At 52.2% G+C, this 17,794-nt stretch carries 17 protein-coding genes and 4 tRNA genes; 13 read left to right on the forward strand and 8 right to left on the reverse strand.

From position 1 onward, the window contains the following. Nucleotides 1-296 precede the first annotated feature (296 nt). Together AAGQ96_RS15425 and AAGQ96_RS15430 are read left to right on the forward strand one after the other, a co-directional pair. Nucleotides 297-1,079 carry a formate/nitrite transporter family protein gene (locus tag AAGQ96_RS15425; RefSeq protein WP_147199102.1) on the forward strand — a complete coding sequence of 261 codons (783 nt, stop codon included), beginning with the start codon at nucleotides 297-299 and terminating at the stop codon, nucleotides 1,077-1,079. 160 nt (nucleotides 1,080-1,239) lie between these two features. Continuing rightward, nucleotides 1,240-1,599: a YfeC-like transcriptional regulator gene (locus AAGQ96_RS15430; protein ID WP_147199103.1), complete on the forward strand. Its 360-nt coding sequence runs from the start codon at nucleotides 1,240-1,242 to the stop codon at nucleotides 1,597-1,599. A 43-nt stretch (nucleotides 1,600-1,642) separates the two neighbouring features. On the opposite strand, the gene gltX is transcribed toward AAGQ96_RS15430, so the two are convergent. Next, on the reverse strand, nucleotides 1,643-3,058 hold the full coding sequence (gene gltX / locus AAGQ96_RS15435; RefSeq protein WP_342753992.1) for a glutamate--tRNA ligase: 1,416 nt from the start codon (nucleotides 3,056-3,058) through the stop codon (nucleotides 1,643-1,645). Between the two features lie 272 nt (nucleotides 3,059-3,330). On the opposite strand from gltX, the gene AAGQ96_RS15440 reads away from it, so the two are divergent. From AAGQ96_RS15440 to AAGQ96_RS15460, 5 genes are all read left to right on the forward strand, one after another. Further along, a tRNA-Val gene (locus AAGQ96_RS15440) sits at nucleotides 3,331-3,406 on the forward strand. A gap of 50 nt (nucleotides 3,407-3,456) precedes the next feature. Then, a tRNA-Val gene (locus AAGQ96_RS15445) sits at nucleotides 3,457-3,532 on the forward strand. 32 nt (nucleotides 3,533-3,564) lie between these two features. Beyond that, nucleotides 3,565-3,640: transfer RNA gene (locus tag AAGQ96_RS15450), tRNA-Val, on the forward strand. A gap of 4 nt (nucleotides 3,641-3,644) precedes the next feature. After that, nucleotides 3,645-3,720: transfer RNA gene (locus AAGQ96_RS15455), tRNA-Lys, on the forward strand. 212 nt (nucleotides 3,721-3,932) lie between these two features. Continuing rightward, nucleotides 3,933-4,277, forward strand: a complete 345-nt coding sequence (locus AAGQ96_RS15460; protein WP_147199105.1) for a FlxA-like family protein — start codon at nucleotides 3,933-3,935, stop codon at nucleotides 4,275-4,277. On the opposite strand, the gene AAGQ96_RS15465 is transcribed toward AAGQ96_RS15460, so the two are convergent. Further along, entirely contained in the window at nucleotides 4,274-5,194 is a 921-nt protein-coding gene (locus AAGQ96_RS15465) for a LysR family transcriptional regulator (protein ID WP_342753993.1), read from the reverse strand. The genes AAGQ96_RS15460 and AAGQ96_RS15465 overlap by 4 nt on opposite strands. 96 nt (nucleotides 5,195-5,290) lie before the next feature. Between AAGQ96_RS15465 and AAGQ96_RS15470 the strand changes: the two genes are divergently transcribed. Further along, nucleotides 5,291-6,316 carry a bile acid:sodium symporter family protein gene (locus AAGQ96_RS15470; RefSeq protein WP_147199107.1) on the forward strand — a complete coding sequence of 342 codons (1,026 nt, stop codon included), beginning with the start codon at nucleotides 5,291-5,293 and terminating at the stop codon, nucleotides 6,314-6,316. 66 nt (nucleotides 6,317-6,382) lie between these two features. Here AAGQ96_RS15470 and AAGQ96_RS15475 read toward each other — a convergent pair whose 3' ends face one another. The 3 genes from AAGQ96_RS15475 to zipA form a co-directional block, all read right to left on the reverse strand. Then, nucleotides 6,383-6,598: a DUF3820 family protein gene (locus tag AAGQ96_RS15475; protein WP_147199108.1), complete on the reverse strand. Its 216-nt coding sequence runs from the start codon at nucleotides 6,596-6,598 to the stop codon at nucleotides 6,383-6,385. Further along, the gene (ligA, locus tag AAGQ96_RS15480; RefSeq protein ID WP_342753994.1) at nucleotides 6,599-8,617 is read right to left on the reverse strand and encodes an NAD-dependent DNA ligase LigA; all 2,019 of its coding nucleotides are present in this window, start codon (nucleotides 8,615-8,617) and stop codon (nucleotides 6,599-6,601) included. A gap of 74 nt (nucleotides 8,618-8,691) precedes the next feature. Beyond that, nucleotides 8,692-9,699, reverse strand: coding sequence for a cell division protein ZipA (zipA, locus tag AAGQ96_RS15485; protein WP_147199110.1), 1,008 nt, complete (start codon nucleotides 9,697-9,699; stop codon nucleotides 8,692-8,694). A 220-nt stretch (nucleotides 9,700-9,919) separates the two neighbouring features. Between zipA and cysZ the strand changes: the two genes are divergently transcribed. The 5 genes from cysZ to crr all read left to right on the forward strand — a co-directional run bounded on the left by cysZ (nucleotide 9,920) and on the right by crr (nucleotide 14,909). Further along, the gene (cysZ, locus tag AAGQ96_RS15490) at nucleotides 9,920-10,681 is read left to right on the forward strand and encodes a sulfate transporter CysZ (RefSeq protein ID WP_147199111.1); all 762 of its coding nucleotides are present in this window, start codon (nucleotides 9,920-9,922) and stop codon (nucleotides 10,679-10,681) included. Nucleotides 10,682-10,810: 129 nt separating this feature from the next. After that, nucleotides 10,811-11,782: a cysteine synthase A gene (gene cysK / locus AAGQ96_RS15495; RefSeq protein ID WP_342753995.1), complete on the forward strand. Its 972-nt coding sequence runs from the start codon at nucleotides 10,811-10,813 to the stop codon at nucleotides 11,780-11,782. A 393-nt stretch (nucleotides 11,783-12,175) separates the two neighbouring features. After that, entirely contained in the window at nucleotides 12,176-12,433 is a 258-nt protein-coding gene (ptsH, locus tag AAGQ96_RS15500; RefSeq protein WP_034916267.1) for a phosphocarrier protein Hpr, read from the forward strand. A gap of 199 nt (nucleotides 12,434-12,632) precedes the next feature. Beyond that, nucleotides 12,633-14,360, forward strand: a complete 1,728-nt coding sequence (gene ptsI, locus AAGQ96_RS15505; protein ID WP_147199113.1) for a phosphoenolpyruvate-protein phosphotransferase PtsI — start codon at nucleotides 12,633-12,635, stop codon at nucleotides 14,358-14,360. 45 nt (nucleotides 14,361-14,405) lie between these two features. Next, a complete protein-coding gene (crr, locus tag AAGQ96_RS15510; RefSeq protein ID WP_147199114.1) occupies nucleotides 14,406-14,909 on the forward strand; it encodes a PTS glucose transporter subunit IIA in 504 nt (167 codons plus the stop codon). Nucleotides 14,910-14,970: 61 nt separating this feature from the next. Here crr and AAGQ96_RS15515 read toward each other — a convergent pair whose 3' ends face one another. Genes AAGQ96_RS15515 through AAGQ96_RS15525 form a run of 3 tightly spaced genes read right to left on the reverse strand, consistent with a single transcriptional unit; the run spans nucleotide 14,971 to nucleotide 17,750 of the window. Beyond that, a complete protein-coding gene (locus AAGQ96_RS15515) occupies nucleotides 14,971-15,666 on the reverse strand; it encodes a GntR family transcriptional regulator (protein ID WP_147199115.1) in 696 nt (231 codons plus the stop codon). A gap of 57 nt (nucleotides 15,667-15,723) precedes the next feature. After that, the gene (locus AAGQ96_RS15520; protein ID WP_342753996.1) at nucleotides 15,724-17,073 is read right to left on the reverse strand and encodes an ATP-binding protein; all 1,350 of its coding nucleotides are present in this window, start codon (nucleotides 17,071-17,073) and stop codon (nucleotides 15,724-15,726) included. Then, the gene (locus AAGQ96_RS15525) at nucleotides 17,070-17,750 is read right to left on the reverse strand and encodes a response regulator transcription factor (protein ID WP_147199117.1); all 681 of its coding nucleotides are present in this window, start codon (nucleotides 17,748-17,750) and stop codon (nucleotides 17,070-17,072) included. The genes AAGQ96_RS15520 and AAGQ96_RS15525 overlap by 4 nt, the downstream gene beginning before the upstream one ends. Between the last annotated feature and the right edge of the window lie 44 nt (nucleotides 17,751-17,794).

The following is a 17,794-nucleotide window of genomic DNA, read 5'->3' on the forward strand; positions in this document are numbered from 1 at the left end:
GTGATGATATTTACAGCAACAGCCGCAGCATAATCCTCCTCAATACTACCGACGGTGGCGATCAAATGATGCCCAGAACGCAATTAATCGATGTTCAGGCTGCAATCACGAGACGTGCCAACCAATCCTGTAAACAGAGCGTTAAAACCCCGTTTTATTACGCTTGTTTTTGTTAATTTCCCGTGCAAAACTTCTCGCGTTTTCGAAGGCCAGTCCCCTGCCCGCGCCGGATACACGCGTTTCCGCTGCGGTGGATTTAGCCATTCTTCCTTTACTACACCAGAATCAGAGCCACTATGTCCTTGCATTCACCTAAAGAAATCGCGGCGGTCGCCATTCAGGCCGGTATCGCCAAAAGTCATTCTTCTGTCGCTAACCTGCTCATCCTGGGTTTTTTAGCTGGTGCTTTTATTGCCATCGGCTTTTTACTGGATTTGCACGTCATTAACCAACTGCCTGCGGACTGGGGTTCATTTGGCGGTCTGCTGGGCGCAGCCGTGTTCCCGGTCGGTATTATTCTCACCGTGCTGGCTGGCGGTGAATTGCTTACCGGCAATATGATGACCATGCCAATTGCTTTCTTTGCCCGCAAAGTAAGCGGATATGGCGTAATTCGTAACTGGTTCTGGGTCACCATCGCCAACTTTATTGGCAGTATTGCGGTTGCCTGGTTCTTTGGTCATCTGCTGGGCATGACGGAAGGCGACTATCTGAAAAAGACCGTCGCGATAGCAACAGCTAAAGTCCATACCGATTTTATGCACGCGTTTATTTCAGGTATTGGCTGTAACTGGCTGGTTTGTCTGGCGACCTGGCTGGCTTTTGCCAGTAAAGATGTGGTCGGTAAAATCTTCGGTATGTGGTTCCCGGTAATGGCTTTCGTTGCCATTGGTTTCCAGCACGTCGTGGCAAATATGTTTATTGTTCCTGCGGCTATTTTTGCTGGCCAGCTGAGCTGGGCCGACTATCTGCCAAACTTTGCGGCGGTATTTTTAGGTAATACCGTTGGCGGCGCAGTCTTTGTTGGTCTTGCCTACTATATGGCTTATCGCCCACAAACTCAGTCTGCTTCCGTATAAGGCCATCGCCTGTTTCCCTCTGTCAGCAGGCAGAGGGAACGCCCAAATTCAATCTCCCGTTTAGTAACAGCTTCGGATAACTCTTATCTGTTAGTTGTTCAGACAATAAATTCCTGTAATATGTCCTCGTTACATATAAACGCAAAAAGGATATTGCATAATGAAAAAGGAATGGTTAACGCCGGAAGAACTGGCGCAGGAAACGGGTTTTAGTCGTCAAACGATTAATAAATGGGTCAAGAAAGAACAGTGGACTACCGTGCCGAAACCCGGTGTTCAGGGCGGAAAAGCCCGAATGATCCATATTGACGAGAATGTCAGAAACTTTCTCAAGTCGACCCGCCATGTTGCTGAGCCGACAGCCACCTACCGCGTCACCCAAAACTCTCTCCCTGCACTGTTAATGACGTCTCTTCAACAGATGAACAGCGAAGAACAAGAAAAGCTTTACGCTCTATTGTTACGCGAAGGCATACAGGGGATGCTGCTCCGACTCGATATTTCTCAGTCTGAGACGTAAAAAAAACCGGCCAACTGGCCGGTTTCTTGTTTCTGCCTTAACGTCAGGCCTGAGCTTCACGGGCTGCAATGTAGCCCAACGCTTTTTCAATTCGCGCAACGGTGCGAGAGCGACCAATAGCCTGTACCGTCACGTCCAGCGCTGGCGACTGACCTGCACCGGTCACCGCTACACGCAGCGGCATACCGACTTTACCCATTCCCACTTCCAGCTCGTCTGCCGCTGCCTGAATCGCCTGATGCACATTTTCCGCGCTCCAGTCGGCAACCGCGGCCAGCTTATCACGCACGACCTCCAGCGGCTGGCGAGCGACCGGACGCAGATGTTTTTTCGCGGCATCCGCATCGAACTCTTCAAAATCCTCATAGAAATAGCGACAGGAAGCCGCCATCTCTTTCAGCGTTTTGCAGCGTTCGCCCAGCAGTTTAACCAGCTGAGCCAGTTCAGGCCCGGTGCGGGTGTCGATGTTTTCCTGCTCGATATGCCATTGCAGATGCGTGGCGACATATTCCGGTGCCAGCGTGGTGATGTAATGATGGTTCAGCCACTGCAATTTTTCAGTATTGAACGCGCTGGCCGATTTGCTGACCGCATTGAGATCAAACATCTGCTTCATTTCTTCAATGCTGAAAATTTCCTGATCGCCATGAGACCAGCCCAGACGCACCAGATAGTTCAGCAGCGCTTCAGGCAGGTAGCCATCATCGCGATACTGCATCACGCCTACCGCGCCGTGACGCTTGGAGAGCTTTTTACCGTCATCACCGAGGATCATCGAAACGTGCGCATAGACCGGAACCTGTGCACCAATCGCTTTCAGGATATTAATCTGACGCGGCGTGTTATTGATATGGTCTTCGCCACGGATAACGTGGGTGATTTCCATATCCCAGTCATCGATCACGACACAGAAGTTGTAGGTCGGGGCGCCATCGGTACGACGAATGATCAGATCGTCCAGTTCCTGGTTGCTGAACTCGATTGGGCCACGGATCTGGTCGTCAAAAATCACCGATCCTTCCTGCGGGTTGCGGAAACGCACGACGCAAGGCTCATCAGCAGCATGATGTTCGTGGCTGTCACGGCAGCGGCCGTCATAGCGAGGTTTTTCATTGTTCGCCATTTGCGATTCACGCAAGGCTTCCAGACGTTCTTTGGAGCAGTAGCATTTGTACGCTGTACCCGCGTCCAGCATTTCGTCGATAACGGCGTTATAACGATCAAAACGTTTGGTCTGATAATACGGGCCTTCGTCCCAGTCGAGGTTCAGCCAGTTCATGCCATCCATAATCGCGTCGATAGCCTGCTGCGTTGAACGTTCCAGATCCGTATCTTCGATACGCAGTACAAATTCACCGCCCTGATTGCGGGCAAACAGCCAGGAATAGAGTGCGGTACGAGCGCCGCCAACGTGCAGGTAGCCAGTTGGGCTTGGGGCGAAGCGGGTTTTGATTTTCATTAACAGCTGCCTTATTACGCTATTAGAGTCGGCCATCGCCGGGGGGTCTGGTAAAGACCAAAAGAAAGTGGGCAACATTCTATCATCTGAAGACGATTCCTCAACGGCAAACCCCTGCTTACTCACGGCCTTTGCTGTAAAAGGCAACAGGCGGCTGTTGTTTTTGCACAAAAGCCCAACATCCTGTTTAAATTTAAGACGAACGAACATTTTTGCCAGAAAAACCGTTGACTCATTTCCCGCGATCCCTATAATGCGACTCCACACAGCGGGGGTGATTAGCTCAGTTGGTAGAGCATCTCCTTTACACGGAGGGGGTCGGCGGTTCGAGCCCGTCATCACCCACCACTCTAAACGGTGGCTCCGCAGTGTTAAGTAAGACCAGAATTCTTCAGGATGGGTGATTAGCTCAGTTGGTAGAGCATCTCCTTTACACGGAGGGGGTCGGCGGTTCGAGCCCGTCATCACCCACCATTCTGAATGCATTTTGTGAGAAGTACCGAAGTGGGTGATTAGCTCAGTTGGTAGAGCATCTCCTTTACACGGAGGGGGTCGGCGGTTCGAGCCCGTCATCACCCACCACTTCGGGTCGTTAGCTCAGTTGGTAGAGCAGTTGACTTTTAATCAATTGGTCGCAGGTTCGAATCCTGCACGACCCACCAATGTAGAAAGGCGCCCTAAAGGCGCCTTTTTGCTTTTCTGCGTTTGTAGCATCGTCTAAAAATCAAAATCAAATTACGAGTCTGGCGCCACAGCAATCACCCAACCCACCGCTTCGCTTACGGATTCTTATCATTTCTTTTACTCTTTTCCGCATCAAGTCTCAGTCATCGCTGACCGATAACCGTATTGACCTATCACTAAGGAGACAGCGATGACGACTATCAGTACCAGCACCACCACTTCAATCGGTTCCGGCAGCTCCGGCAGCGGTTCCAGCTCGCAGATCGCCTCACTGAACAAGCAGATCACCACGCTGCAAACTCAGCTGAAAACCATCGATAAGGACACTACCCTTACCGACGAGCAGAAAACGCAGCAGGAACAGCTGATTAAAAACCAGATCCAAATGATTGAAGCGCAGATTGCTCAGCTGGAACAGAAGCAGGCAGAGAAATCAGCAGATAAAAAAGACGACCAGAAAGAAACAACCGCGACTAAAGCGGCAGATGGTGTTAACCGTCCGACCTCAACTAATTCGCTTAACGTTTATATCTAAAACGCTGGCGTGAGTTCTCGTTGTTGCGTCAGCAGGATCGCCTGCTGACGCACTTCCTGCCAGATAACTTCAGCCGCTGGCGTCAGCGAGCGGTTTTTACGTCTTATCAGCATAATTGAGCGATTAATCTCTGGCTCTATACGCCTGACCAGCAGCGGCCTGCCCTGCGGCAGCGGCAATGCCAGCGCAGGCAGAATACTGATGCCTATCCCTGCTTCTACCATCGGGTAAAGCGTTGCCGGATGGCCAATTTCCTGTACGATTTCCGCCTCAACCCGTTGCGCCCGCAGCGCCTCGTCAATCAGCACACGACTGCCGGATGAGTAATCTTGCAGCACCAGCTGGCGATTACTCAGCATTTCCCAACGGACCATTTGTTGATCCGCCAGCGGATCGTCCTGGCGGCAAAGCAGTAAAAAAGGCTCGTCCAGAATCGCCTCACACTCAAAGTCATCAACCTGTAGCGGGCCAATAGCAATGCCAAAATCGACCTCTGCGTTGCGGATACTCTGCAATACCCATTGCTGGGGTCGGTCGCGCAGCATTATTTTGATATCAGGAAAGCGCAGCTGACTGGCAGCCAGGCACTGTGGCATCAGATGCGCGGAAATGGTTTGGCTGGCGGCAACACGCACGGTGCCGCTTCGCTGCTGACCATAGCTGCGCACATCGAGCAGGGTTGTATTCAGTTCCTCAAGCAAGCGCTCCAGACGGCTGGCAAGCTGTTCGCCTGCCTCGGTAAGAAGCACTTCGCGGGTGGTGCGGTCGAGTAACCGAATCCCCATTTCCGTTTCCAGCTCTTTAATACTGTGGCTCACCGCAGACTGGCTAAGGCCAATCATCTGCCCTGCCTGACTGAAACTGCCCTGTTGGGCAACGGCAACAAACACCCGCAGCTGCCGTAGCGTGTAATTCATCGATTTTACTCATAGATGCATTCAATAAATCAATTTTATTTCTAAAACCCGGCGGCGCACAATAGCGCCATGATTTTTTTAACTGGGCGTTAACAAATGCGTATTTTTCGTCTTGACCCGCTGATGGTAAAACTGATCGTCACCGTACTGCTGGCGAGTTTTCTGCCTGCACGCGGTTATTTTGTTGAAATTTTTGAATGGCTGACAACGGCGGCGATTGCCCTGCTTTTCTTTATGCACGGCGCAAAGCTTTCCCGCGAAAAAATTATTGCTGGCGGTGGCCACTGGCGGCTGCATTTGTGGGTAATGTGCAGCACCTTCGTTATTTTCCCGCTCCTTGGGCTGCTATTTGTCTGGTGGCACCCGCTGCCGGTCAGCGCTGAAATTTATACCGGATTCCTTTATCTTTGCATTTTGCCTGCTACCGTACAGTCTTCTATTGCGCTGACCTCCCTGGCCGGCGGTAACGTTGCCGCAGCGGTCTGTAGCGCTTCAGCGTCAAGCCTGCTCGGCGTTTTTATCTCCCCACTGTTGGTCGGGCTGGTGATGAATGTTCATAGCGATGCGGCCGGCGGCAACCTGGAGCAGATTGGTAAAATCATGCTGCAACTGCTGCTGCCTTTCGTTCTGGGGCACATTTCACGTCGCTGGATTGCGGATTGGGTTGAAAGGCATCGTAGCCTGATTGGCAAAACGGATCAGACCTCCATTTTGTTGGTGGTCTACTCTGCGTTCAGTGAAGCGGTGGTAAACGGTATTTGGCACCGTGTTGGCGCAGGTACGCTGCTTTACATTGTAGCGGGTAGCCTGGGCATCCTGTTTGTGGCGCTGGCGATTAATCTCCTGGCGGCCCGCCTGTTCGGGTTTAACCGTCCGGATGAGATTACTATCCTGTTTTGTGGTTCGAAGAAAAGCCTGGCGAACGGCGTCCCGATGGCCAATATTCTGTTCCCTTCCGCAGCGGTCGGGATTATTGTCCTGCCATTAATGATTTTTCACCAGGTACAATTGATGGTCTGCTCAATGCTGGCGCAGCGCTATAAAAGAGCCGGTGAGAAGCTGATTGCCCAACAGCAACAAGAAAACACGCCGCGCAAAGCGGTGGTTGAATCGCAGAAATAAACAGTAAGGGGGAGCCAGGCTCCCCCTTGCATCACTGATGTGATGCGTTGCGTTTGCAGCCAGTCTCTAGTCTTTGCGTAAAGGCTTCACTAAACCTTCCAGACCTTCCACTTTTATCGCTAACGTCAGCTGCATCAGCTCCCCCAGATGCCCGGCCGGGAACTCGCCTTTACGGGCAAACCACAGCAGATAGGGTTCAGGTAAATCGATCAGCATGCGCCCTCTGTATTTTCCAAAAGGCATCGCCGTATTCGCGATTTCGATCAGGTGTTCTTTTTCCATTTAGTCACCCAGGAGCCGAATCATCTCCGCTTCGTCAATCACTTCAATCCCCAGTTCCTGCGCTTTCGCCAGCTTGGAGCCAGCGGCCTCACCGGCAATAACCAGATCGGTTTTTTTCGAGACGCTACCACTCACTTTGGCACCCAGCGCAGTCAACCGGTCTTTAGCTTCATCGCGGGACAGTAGGGTCAGTGAACCGGTCAGCACCACCGTTTTACCGGCGAAAGGACTGTCGATCTCCTCAGCCTTAATCACGGCAACCGCCGGCCAGCTAATACCGGCCTCTTCTATCAGCTGACGAATAACCTCACGGTTGCTCTCTTCATCCATAAAATTACGAACGTGAGCGGCAACCACGGTTCCGACATCCTGCACGGCGATTAACGCCTCAAGATCGGCTGCCATAATTTTTTCCAGCGAGCCGAAATGCGCCGCCAGGTTGGCGGCTGTCGCTTCACCAACTTCGGTAATGCCTAATGCATACAGGAAGCGTGCCAGCGTGGTATGACGTGATTTATCGAGCGCATTAACGACGTTTTGCGCCGATTTCGGCCCCATACGGTCTAAACCAGTCAGCTTGCCTGCGGTGAGCTGATAAAGATCGGCCGGGGTTTTGACGTATTCCTTTTCCACCAGCTGATCGATAATTTTATCGCCCATACCGTCAACGTCCATGGCGCGGCGAGAGACAAAATGCTTCAGCGCGCCTTTACGCTGTGCGCCGCAAATTAAGCCGCCGGTACAGCGGGCAACGACTTCGCCTTCCACACGCTCAACGTCCGAGCCGCACACCGGACAATGCGTTGGGAATTCTACCGCTCTGGCATCGGCGGGGCGATCGGCTTCAACCACACCCACCACCTGCGGAATGACATCACCGGCACGCCTGATAATCACGCGATCGCCAATGCGCAGCCCAAGGCGATCGATCTCGTCCGCATTATGCAGCGTGGCGTTGCTGACCATCACGCCAGCCACCTGCACAGGTTCAAGCCTTGCCACAGGCGTAATAGCGCCGGTACGGCCTACCTGGAATTCGACATCACGAACCCTGGTCATCTGTTCCTGCGCGGGGAATTTAAAGGCGACGGCCCAGCGAGGCGCGCGAGCAACAAAGCCCAGCTGCTCCTGGAGATCCTGAGAATCGACCTTGATGACCACACCGTCAATATCGAACCCAAGCGTGGCGCGATCCTGCTCGACCTGACGGTAGAATGCCAATACGTCGTCCGGTGAATGACAAAGCCGGATGCGATCGCTAACCGGTAATCCCCAGGCTTTAAACTGCTGTAACCGCGCAAGGTGGCTGCGCGGCATTTCGCCACCTTCCAGTAATGCTAAACCGTAGCAGAAGAAGGTTAACGGGCGTTTTGCGGTGATGCGTGGATCAAGCTGGCGCAGCGATCCCGCAGCGGCATTACGCGGATTAGCAAAGACTTTAGTTCCGGTACGGCGCGCCTCTTCGTTTAGTGCTTCAAAGCCGTTTTGCGGCATAAAGACTTCGCCACGAACCTCAACGCGTGCAGGAATGTTCTCGCCATGAAGGCGCAGAGGGATAGCACGAATGGTTCTGACGTTGGCAGTGATATTTTCACCCGTCGTGCCATCGCCGCGCGTAGCGGCACGCACCAGCAGGCCATTCTCGTACAATAAGCTTACGGCCAGGCCATCCAGCTTAAGCTCACAACAGAAAGTGATGTCGTCAACGCTTTTGAGGCGATCCTGGACGCGCTTGTTGAAAGCCCGATAACTCTCTTCATCAAAAGCATTATCCAGCGAGAGCATCGGCACTTCATGACGCACCTGCTCAAAAGCGCTGAGCGGTGCAGCCCCGACACGCTGAGTCGGCGAATCTGGCGTTATCAGGTCAGGATGAGCCTCTTCCAGCTTGCGCAGCTCGCCCATCAGGCGATCATATTCAGCATCTGGTACAACAGGCTCATCAAGGACGTGATACTGGTATTCGTAATGGCGAAGCGTGGTTTGAAGTGAAATAATTTTGTCTTGTACGGATTCCATAGCGGCACCATAGCGATAAAAAACCCCCGACGGGCGGGGGTCTTGTCATACGAGGATTAAGGCAGATTAATGAATCAGGCGTTCGCCTCAATCACGTCACGAATGCGGTTTTTATACGTTTCCAGCTTTTGCGGCGTCATCATCCGACGCTCATCATCCAGCACCACGCCGCCAACATCATCGGCAATACGCTGGGCCGACTGTAACATCAGCTTGAAGTTCTGATTCGCATCACCGTAAGAAGGCACCATCATAAAGATAGATACGCCCGGCGTGGTGAAATCAGCCATTTCGTCGGGATTGAAAGAACCCGGTTTCACCATATTGGCGAGGCTGAACAGTACCGGGCCGCTGCCTGCCGGGCTGAGATGACGATGGAAAATATTCATTTCGCCAAACTGGAAACCGGCCTGCAACATACCTTGCAACAGGGCTTCACCATTCAGTTCACCGCCTGCGTGGGCGCTGACGTGCAGCACCAGAACGGTCTCTTTTGGACGTTCCTGTACCGGTGTCGCTACTTCAGGCTTCACCGGTTCCGCTACGGGTTCTGGCTCAGGCGCTTCAGGCTCTGCAACGGGTTCTGGCTGAGGAGCCTGACTCACCACCGGCTGTGGGCTAACCGGCTGCGGCGGGCGCTGTGGTGACGGCGTACGCTGCGGCTCAGGCTGCCGATGAGTTGCCGGTGCAAGAGTGGGTTCATCATCGTAGTCATCTTCAGACGGCAAATCTCCGCCAAAGAGCGGATCGCGTTCAGGTTGCTCATCAACCGGCTGCTGATGACGAACGGGTTCAGGCTGAGCGCGAGGCTTAACCGGACGCGGCTGCGCCTTTTCCTCAAAAACGCCTACGGCGGGCTCATCGTCTTCCTGGCGCGAACGGGGACGTTTTGCGCGCACTTCCTGAGCGCCGTCATCGACGTCGTCATAAGACTCTTCTCTGTCCTGTTTTAAACGTTTGTGAGGACGATCGCGAAAAACGGAAGAGCGCTCTTTACGGCTGGTCCAGAAGCCGTGAAGCAGAAGCGCTATTATAGCGATCGCGCCAACAACGATTAATATCAGACGCAAATCCTGCATCATTGTATTCTCTGTTGTTCCAATACCTTGCCACCGCGGCAAACTTTATCCCCTAACTGTATTTGCCCGGCTGCACAAGTGCAAGTCTGTACAGTATTTTCTGACAAATAAGCGTATTTAGACACGCTTATTTGCTGTTTTTTCGCGCAAAACCCCTCTGGTCAGCGCAAGCAGCTGGGTTATTATAGCCCGGCTCAGGCTGCCTAACAGAGGAAAACAGGACATGGCCCTTCAACGAACTCACGTTTCCGGTAACGGAATTCACTATTTTGCGCAGGGATGGCGACTGATAAACCTGCCCGGGATCCGCCGTTTCGTGATCGTTCCTCTGGTACTCAACTTTTTGTTAATGGGCGGCGCGTTTATCTGGCTATTCCTGCAACTGGGACACTGGCTGCCTGCCATGATGGCTTATGTGCCTGACTGGCTTCAGTGGCTCAGCTATTTGCTTTGGCCTCTGACGGTGATCTCTGTCGTGCTGGTATTCAGCTATTTCTTTTCAACGGTGGCTAACTGGATAGCCGCGCCGTTTTGCGGGCTGCTCGCCGAGCAACTGGAAGCAAAGCTGACCGGAAAACCGCTACCCGACAGCGGCTGGGCCGGTATGGTGCGTGATATACCGCGTATAATGAAACGTGAATGGCAAAAACTGGCCTGGTATCTGCCGCGCGCGCTGTTACTGTTCCTGCTCTATTTCATTCCAGGTTTTGGTCAAACGGTAGCGCCCGTGTTGTGGTTTTTGTTCAGTGCGTGGATGCTCTCTATTCAGTATTGCGATTACCCTTTCGATAATCACAAAGTGAGCTTTAAACAGATGCGTTCCGCACTCAAACAGAATAAAACGGATGTGATGCAGTTTGGCGCGCTGGTCAGCCTGTTTACGATGGTGCCCGTGCTGAACCTGGCCATTATGCCGGTGGCTGTCTGCGGCGCGACCGCCATGTGGGTGGATCACTATCGCAATGCGTTGGGACGCGTCAGGTAAGGCTTATGCCATTTCATACGTCCTTATTGCTACAGAACATATATATATACTATTTCTTCACTTCCTTGAAAAAATGAAGCGGGTATGATCCAGGCTGTTCCCAATATTTCATACAGTTAAGGACGGGCTATGAGTAAGATCTATGAAGACAATTCGTTAACAATCGGTCATACGCCACTGGTTCGACTGAACCGCATCGGTAATGGCCGTATTTTGGCGAAAGTGGAATCGCGTAACCCGAGCTTCAGCATCAAATGCCGTATCGGTGCCAATATGATTTGGGACGCGGAAAAACGAGGCATTCTCAAGCCCGGCGTAGAACTGGTGGAACCGACCAGCGGTAACACCGGCATTGCTCTGGCCTATGTCGCTGCCGCTCGCGGTTATAAACTGACGCTGACCATGCCTGAAACCATGAGCGTAGAGCGCCGTAAACTGCTGAAAGCACTGGGTGCAAATCTGATCCTGACCGAAGGCGCTAAAGGCATGAAAGGTGCCATTACCAAAGCGGAAGAGATCGTTGCCGGCAATCCTGATAAATTTGTGCTGCTACAACAGTTCAGCAACCCGGCTAACCCGGAAATTCACGAAAAAACCACCGGCCCAGAGATCTGGGAAGATACCGATGGCGAAGTGGATGTCTTTATTGCCGGTGTAGGCACGGGCGGCACCCTGACGGGCGTGACGCGCTACATTAAAAACACGAAAGGTAAAAAAGACCTTATTGCGGTTGCGGTAGAGCCTACTGATTCTCCGGTTATCGCTCAGGCGCTGGCAGGCGAAGAGATCAAGCCAGGCCCACACAAAATTCAGGGTATCGGTGCCGGTTTCATTCCGGGTAACCTCGAACTGAATCTGATTGACCGCGTTGTGGCTATCACCAATGAAGAATCCATTTCGACCGCACGTCGTCTGATGGAAGAAGAAGGTATCCTTGCCGGGATCTCCTCTGGCGCAGCGGTTGCCGCAGCGCTGAAATTGCAGGAAGAGGAAGAGTTCGCCAATAAGAATATTGTCGTGATCCTGCCTTCTTCCGGTGAGCGTTACCTGAGTACCGCGCTGTTTGCCGATCTCTTCACCGAGAAAGAACTGCAGCAGTAATCTCTGTCACCGACAATTGCGCAAAAAAGCATCCTTTGGGGTGCTTTTTTGTGGAGCACGTCAAAGTTTTGCCATTCTCAACATTGCTTTTACCCTTGAGTGTCTGGTATCTAAGCTTTCAATTATTTCGAACCGCAAAATTAATCGCTGTGCTGATTCGATGCGGCTGAATCGATTTACCGGTTTGGCGCAACAGGAAGAATCGCGGCATAATGGGAAAGGGATAAGCGAGACAAAAATCGTTGATTTTAGCCCCGCCGCCACCCGCTCCTTAGCAGCGCATTTTTTGGCGCGTCTTTGTACGCAGGCCAGCGCGACTCCCAGGCTAAAGTCACGGTCCCAGGCTAGACTTTATGCCGATAACACCAAACCAAATTAAGTTGGGGAAACAGAATGTTCCAGCAAGAAGTCACAATTACTGCACCAAACGGTCTGCACACTCGCCCTGCCGCTCAGTTTGTAAAAGAAGCAAAAGCCTTTGCCTCTGAAATCACCGTCACCTCTAACGGCAAGTCTGCCAGCGCAAAAAGCCTGTTCAAGCTGCAAACACTGGGTCTGACTCAGGGCACCGTTGTGACGCTGTCGGCAGAGGGTGAAGACGAGCAGAAAGCCGTAGAGCATCTGGTTAAGCTGATGGCGGAACTTGAATAAGCCGTCGCTTTTCTTCCGCGGCTTGTACATTACTGCAAACATATTGATCGCGGACAGTTAGTCCGCGATGTTGTTTCGGTAAAGTATTCAACCGCCAGACGACAGCTCCAGGCGGGCGTTATCTGCCAATGGCTCAAGAGTGCGCCGACAGTTTCTGGATCGATCGCTCGCGATTATCAGTTATCAAAAAGGTAGGGTTATGATTTCAGGCATTTTAGCATCACCGGGTATCGCTTTTGGCAAAGCGCTTCTGCTGAAAGAAGATGAAATAGTCATCAACCGGAAAAAAATTACTACCGAACAGGTTGAGCAGGAAGTTCAGCGTTTTCTTGAAGGTCGCAGCAAAGCCGCCACGCAGCTGGAAGCGATTAAAATCAAAGCCGGTGAAACCTTCGGCGAAGAGAAAGAAGCCATCTTCGAAGGGCATATCATGCTGCTGGAAGATGAAGAGCTTGAGCAGGAAATCATAGCCCTGATAAAAGACGATCTGGCTTCTGCCGACGCGGCGGTGCACTCCGTCATTGAAGGCCAGGCGAAAGCACTGGAAGAGTTAGACGATGAGTATCTGAAAGAGCGTGCGGCTGACGTTCGCGATATCGGTAAGCGTTTACTGCAAAACATCCTTGGCTTGCACATCGTCGATCTGAGCGCTATTTCAGAAGAAGTTCTGCTGGTAGCGAAAGATTTAACGCCTTCAGAAACCGCACAGCTGAATCTGAACAAAGTGCTGGGCTTCATCACCGATTTGGGTGGCCGCACCTCCCACACCTCCATTATGGCGCGTTCTCTCGAACTGCCAGCCATTGTCGGCACCGGTTCTGTCACTTCACAAATTCAGAATGGCGATTATCTGATTCTCGATGGCGTTAACAACAATGTTTATGTTAATCCAACACCAGAGCAGATTGATGAGCTAAAAGCAATTCATAATCAGTATGTTACTGAGAAAAATGACCTCGCCAAGCTGAAAGATTTGCCCGCAATCACTCTGGATGGTCATCAGGTTGAAGTGTGCGCTAACATCGGTACCGTACGCGACGTCGCGGGTGCTGAGCGCAACGGTGCAGAAGGTGTCGGCCTGTATCGTACCGAATTCTTGTTCATGGATCGTGACTCTCTGCCCAGCGAAGAAGAGCAGTTCCAGGCTTATAAAGCCGTCGCAGAGGCGATGGGATCTCAGGCAGTTATCGTGCGTACGATGGATATCGGCGGCGATAAAGATCTGCCTTATATGAATCTGCCAAAAGAAGACAACCCGTTCCTGGGCTGGCGTGCAATCCGCATCGCCATGGATCGTCCGGAAATTCTGCATGCTCAGCTGCGCGCCATTCTGCGTGCTTCCGCCTTCGGCAAGCTGCGCATCATGTTCCCAATGATTATCTCTGTTGAAGAAGTTCGTACGCTGAAAGCCGAGCTGGAAACGTTAAAAGCGCAGCTGCGTACCGAAGGCAAAGCTTTTGATGAAAGCATTGAAGTCGGTATCATGGTGGAAACACCTGCTTCTGCCGCGATTGCTCATCATTTGGCCAAAGAAGTCGATTTCTTCAGCATTGGTACCAACGATCTGACGCAGTACACCCTGGCGGTCGATCGGGGCAATGACCTGATTTCTCATTTATACAACCCAATGACCCCTTCCGTGCTGACGCTTATCAAGCAAGTTATTGATGCATCTCACGCTGAAGGCAAATGGACTGGGATGTGTGGTGAGCTGGCTGGCGATGAACGTGCTACACTACTGTTACTGGGAATGGGGCTGGACGAGTTCAGCATGAGTGCCATTTCTATCCCGCGCATCAAAAAAATTATCCGTAACACGAATTTTGAAGATGCGAAGGCGTTAGCAGAGCAGGCTCTGGCTCAACCGACAGCGGAAGAGTTAATGAACCTGGTCAACAAGTTCATTGAAGAAAAAACACTCTGCTGATTACCCGCGAGACGCTGGCCAAATATTACTGCTTAGGAGAAGATCATGGGTTTGTTTTCAAAACTTTTTGGCGATAAGTCAGATACCGCATCTGGAGCCATTGAGATCGTAGCGCCGCTGTCTGGCGAAATCGTCAATATCGAAGACGTTCCAGACGTGGTGTTCGCAGAGAAAATTGTTGGCGACGGTATCGCTATTAAACCTACTGGCAATAAAATGGTAGCGCCGGTTGACGGCACCATCGGAAAGATTTTCGAAACCAATCATGCGTTCTCTATCGAATCAGACAACGGCATTGAGCTGTTTGTCCACTTCGGTATTGATACGGTTGAACTGAAAGGCGAAGGTTTTAAACGTATCGCTGAAGAAGGCCAGAAAGTGAAGAAAGGCGACGTCGTTATTGAGTTCGACCTGCCGCTGCTGGAAGAAAAAGCGAAATCCACGTTAACGCCGGTCGTTATCTCTAATATGGATGAGATTAAAGAGCTGGTTAAACTGACTGGTAGCGTAACCGTGGGCGAAACCCCGGTGATCCGCATCAGGAAGTAATCGGTCAGGCGTCCCGACTAAAGCCTCCTGAGCAGTCAGGAGGCTTTTTTTTGCGGTGAATTCAATGGCCGACAGCTAACGCTTCGCGCAGGTTTACCGGATCGGGCGTGGCGTCATTCAGATCGAGCTGCTGTTCAAGAATATCCAGATGTTCTTTCATCGCCATCTGCGCGCTGGCACCGTCGCCGCTCTGCAAGGCAGCAACGATTTTGCCATGCTCAAGGCACTGACAGGCGTGATTTTCGTTGCTTTGATACAGCGCCACAATCAGCGAGCTGCGTACCAGCAAATTAGCGAGGATTTCATTGAGTACCTGATTACCGCTGATTTTTGCCAACAGCAAATGAAAGCGGGAAAGCTGATGGACGATTTCAAGACGCTCGTTGTGCGCTATCGCCTCTTTTTCCGCCTGCTGCTGTTGCGCCAGTTCTTGTTGATGAGCAGCCATTTTTGCCGGGGTGATGTTGTCGATTACCGCGCTTTCAATCGCGCGGCGGGCGATAAACACTTCCACGGCCTCACGCGCTTCAGGACGTGCAACCATCGCTCCACGGTGAGGCTCAATGGTGACAATATGCTGCAATACCATACGCTGTAACGCCGCCTGCACATGATTACGGTTGGCGTTCAGCACCTCGACGATTTGCGCTTCGACCAGTCGCATTCCCGGCTTCAGTCTGTGCTGGGCGATAGCGCTCGATAAAGCTTCAACGATACGCTGCACTTCCTGCTGCTTACCCGGAACAGCCTTCCTCATCCCCTGCCCTCCAGCGTTACGTTTTTCCGGTAAGAATCATAGCACTGGCGCACACATTTAAACTAGCCAATGTGGAAGTTTGAGAGTTAGCTCAAGTCCGCCATCCTTACCGTTTACCGCACTGACTTCACCCTGATGCGCTAACAGGACTTTACGGACAATAGACAGTCCCAGCCCGTATCCCTTACCGGAAAGCGGCGAATTGACCCGGACAAAAGGATCGAAAATACTGGAAAGCTTGTCGGCATCGACGCCAGGCCCCTGATCGCTAACCGTAATGGTCAGCCAGTCATTATTCTGACGAAGATTGATTTTGACCTGCTGGCCCTGCATCGAAAACCGTAGTGCATTGCGCACGACGTTTTCCACAGCGGAACGGATCAGCTTGGCATCGCCTTTCACCGTATAATCGCTGTTCCGATCGGCGTAGAGCAGAATTTCCACGCCCGGTATCTGCGCTTCGTAACGCGCATCATTCGCGACCGCTTCCAACAAACCAAGCAGATCGAAATACTGCTCCTCAGGCACGCTCTGATGCTCAGTGCGCGACAAGGTCAGCAGCTCACCGATCATTTTGTCCAGCCGCCGGGCTTCTTCGTCAATACGATCTAAAGACTGCCCGACGGATTCCGGCGTTTGACGTGCCAGGCCGGTAGCCAGCTGTAACCGTGCCAGCGGCGAGCGCAATTCATGAGAAACATCGTGCAGCAGCTCTTCCCTCGCCTTTACCAGCACGGAAAGACGTTCCACCATGGCATCAAAATCCTGTGCCACCGTAGACAGCTCATCATGACGGCGACGCATTTTCGGAAACAAACGCACCGAAAGATCGCCTTTTGAGACGCGTTCAAAGCCGGCACGCAGCTGACGCATCGGCCTCGTCAGATTCCAGGCCAGAAAGAGGCTAAACAGTAACCCGCCGCCACCGGCCATAAACAGCATCGGTTCCGGGATATTCAGGAAATTACGATGATGGCCGGTTATGTCGCTATCTTCCCGTAAGCCCTGCACGTTATAGCGCAGCTGATACTGCTGCCCGTCTGCACCCGTCACCCACTCAATCACCTCTTTGGGGAAATCACCGGGACGTAAATCACGGTTAAGATCGCCACGCGGCAGTTCCTGCGGTGCTTTAGACATGAGCTGTACGGAGAAGAACCGACGGTCGTTGTCCGACCAGTCCGCCATCATATCGTTCAGCGCATCCATTCCGCCACGCTGAAGCACGGATACCGCTGACGTCATTTGCAGGTTAACGATGCGACGCGCCGCCAGATTTTCCGGAGGCTCGTGTTTTTTATCGTACAGGCTGAAGCTCAGCCACAGCAGCTGGCTCATAATCAGAAAGGTCAGCCAGAAGCCCAGCAGAATTTTCCAGAAAAGCAGCCCGCGAATGCCTGCTTTCATCGGATACGATAGCCAATGCTGCGAACGGTTTCGATGGTGACAGTGTCATTGGTCAACGCTGACAGCTTCTGACGGATATTGCTGATATGCACATCGACGCTGCGATCGTAAGCTTCGCGAGGACGGCCCAGCCCTTTTTCAGACAGCTCATCTTTTGAGACAACCCGATCGGGTGAACGCAGCAACAGATCCAGCAGATTAAATTCTGAGGCGGTCAAATCAAACGGCTTCTTTTGCCATTCACTGATGCGCGTGGCGGGATTGAGCGTTAGCTCGCCCCAGCTTGCCACTTCTTTGTTTTCAACCACTATCGGCTGCTCTTCCACGCGACGCAGGACGGCACGCAAACGTGCAACCAGCTCACGCGGATAACAAGGCTTGGGCACGTAATCATCCGCCCCCATTTCCAGTCCAATCACCCGATCGATGTTATCGCCTTTCGCCGTCAGCATAATGACCGGAAGTCGGCAAAGCTGCCGAACCTGACGCAATACATCAATCCCGCTCATGTCCGGCAGCATAATATCCAAAATCATTGCGCTGTATTCACCTGACATTGCGCCTTCAATTCCTGCCTTGCCGCTTAGTACCAGCGTGGCATCAAATCCTTCGGCAATCAGATACTGGCTGAGCATCGTACCCAGTTCAAGATCGTCATCCACCAGTAAAATTTTCATGCGTCATCTCTCAGTAGGCCAGGCGCTATTTTCACCTGTTGTTG

This window comes from Pantoea sp. MBD-2R, from assembly GCF_039134845.1.
Taxonomy (GTDB): domain Bacteria; phylum Pseudomonadota; class Gammaproteobacteria; order Enterobacterales; family Enterobacteriaceae; genus Erwinia.

What these genes read in the sequence shown, in the direction of transcription:
- AAGQ96_RS15425 (WP_147199102.1), top strand. Translation starts at nt 297, where the DNA reads ATGTCCTTGCATTCACCTAAAGAAATCGCGGCGGTCGCCATTCAGGCC.
- AAGQ96_RS15460 (WP_147199105.1), top strand. Translation starts at nt 3,933, where the DNA reads ATGACGACTATCAGTACCAGCACCACCACTTCAATCGGTTCCGGCAGC.
- cysK (WP_342753995.1), top strand. Translation starts at nt 10,811, where the DNA reads ATGAGTAAGATCTATGAAGACAATTCGTTAACAATCGGTCATACGCCA.
- AAGQ96_RS15475 (WP_147199108.1), bottom strand. Translation starts at nt 6,598, where the DNA reads ATGGAAAAAGAACACCTGATCGAAATCGCGAATACGGCGATGCCTTTT.
- ptsI (WP_147199113.1), top strand. Translation starts at nt 12,633, where the DNA reads ATGATTTCAGGCATTTTAGCATCACCGGGTATCGCTTTTGGCAAAGCG.
- AAGQ96_RS15465 (WP_342753993.1), bottom strand. Translation starts at nt 5,194, where the DNA reads ATGAATTACACGCTACGGCAGCTGCGGGTGTTTGTTGCCGTTGCCCAA.
- AAGQ96_RS15525 (WP_147199117.1), bottom strand. Translation starts at nt 17,750, where the DNA reads ATGAAAATTTTACTGGTGGATGACGATCTTGAACTGGGTACGATGCTC.
- cysZ (WP_147199111.1), top strand. Translation starts at nt 9,920, where the DNA reads ATGGCCCTTCAACGAACTCACGTTTCCGGTAACGGAATTCACTATTTT.
- zipA (WP_147199110.1), bottom strand. Translation starts at nt 9,699, where the DNA reads ATGATGCAGGATTTGCGTCTGATATTAATCGTTGTTGGCGCGATCGCT.
- AAGQ96_RS15430 (WP_147199103.1), top strand. Translation starts at nt 1,240, where the DNA reads ATGAAAAAGGAATGGTTAACGCCGGAAGAACTGGCGCAGGAAACGGGT.
- ligA (WP_342753994.1), bottom strand. Translation starts at nt 8,617, where the DNA reads ATGGAATCCGTACAAGACAAAATTATTTCACTTCAAACCACGCTTCGC.
- AAGQ96_RS15470 (WP_147199107.1), top strand. Translation starts at nt 5,291, where the DNA reads ATGCGTATTTTTCGTCTTGACCCGCTGATGGTAAAACTGATCGTCACC.
- AAGQ96_RS15520 (WP_342753996.1), bottom strand. Translation starts at nt 17,073, where the DNA reads ATGAAAGCAGGCATTCGCGGGCTGCTTTTCTGGAAAATTCTGCTGGGC.
- ptsH (WP_034916267.1), top strand. Translation starts at nt 12,176, where the DNA reads ATGTTCCAGCAAGAAGTCACAATTACTGCACCAAACGGTCTGCACACT.
- gltX (WP_342753992.1), bottom strand. Translation starts at nt 3,058, where the DNA reads ATGAAAATCAAAACCCGCTTCGCCCCAAGCCCAACTGGCTACCTGCAC.
- AAGQ96_RS15515 (WP_147199115.1), bottom strand. Translation starts at nt 15,666, where the DNA reads ATGAGGAAGGCTGTTCCGGGTAAGCAGCAGGAAGTGCAGCGTATCGTT.
- crr (WP_147199114.1), top strand. Translation starts at nt 14,406, where the DNA reads ATGGGTTTGTTTTCAAAACTTTTTGGCGATAAGTCAGATACCGCATCT.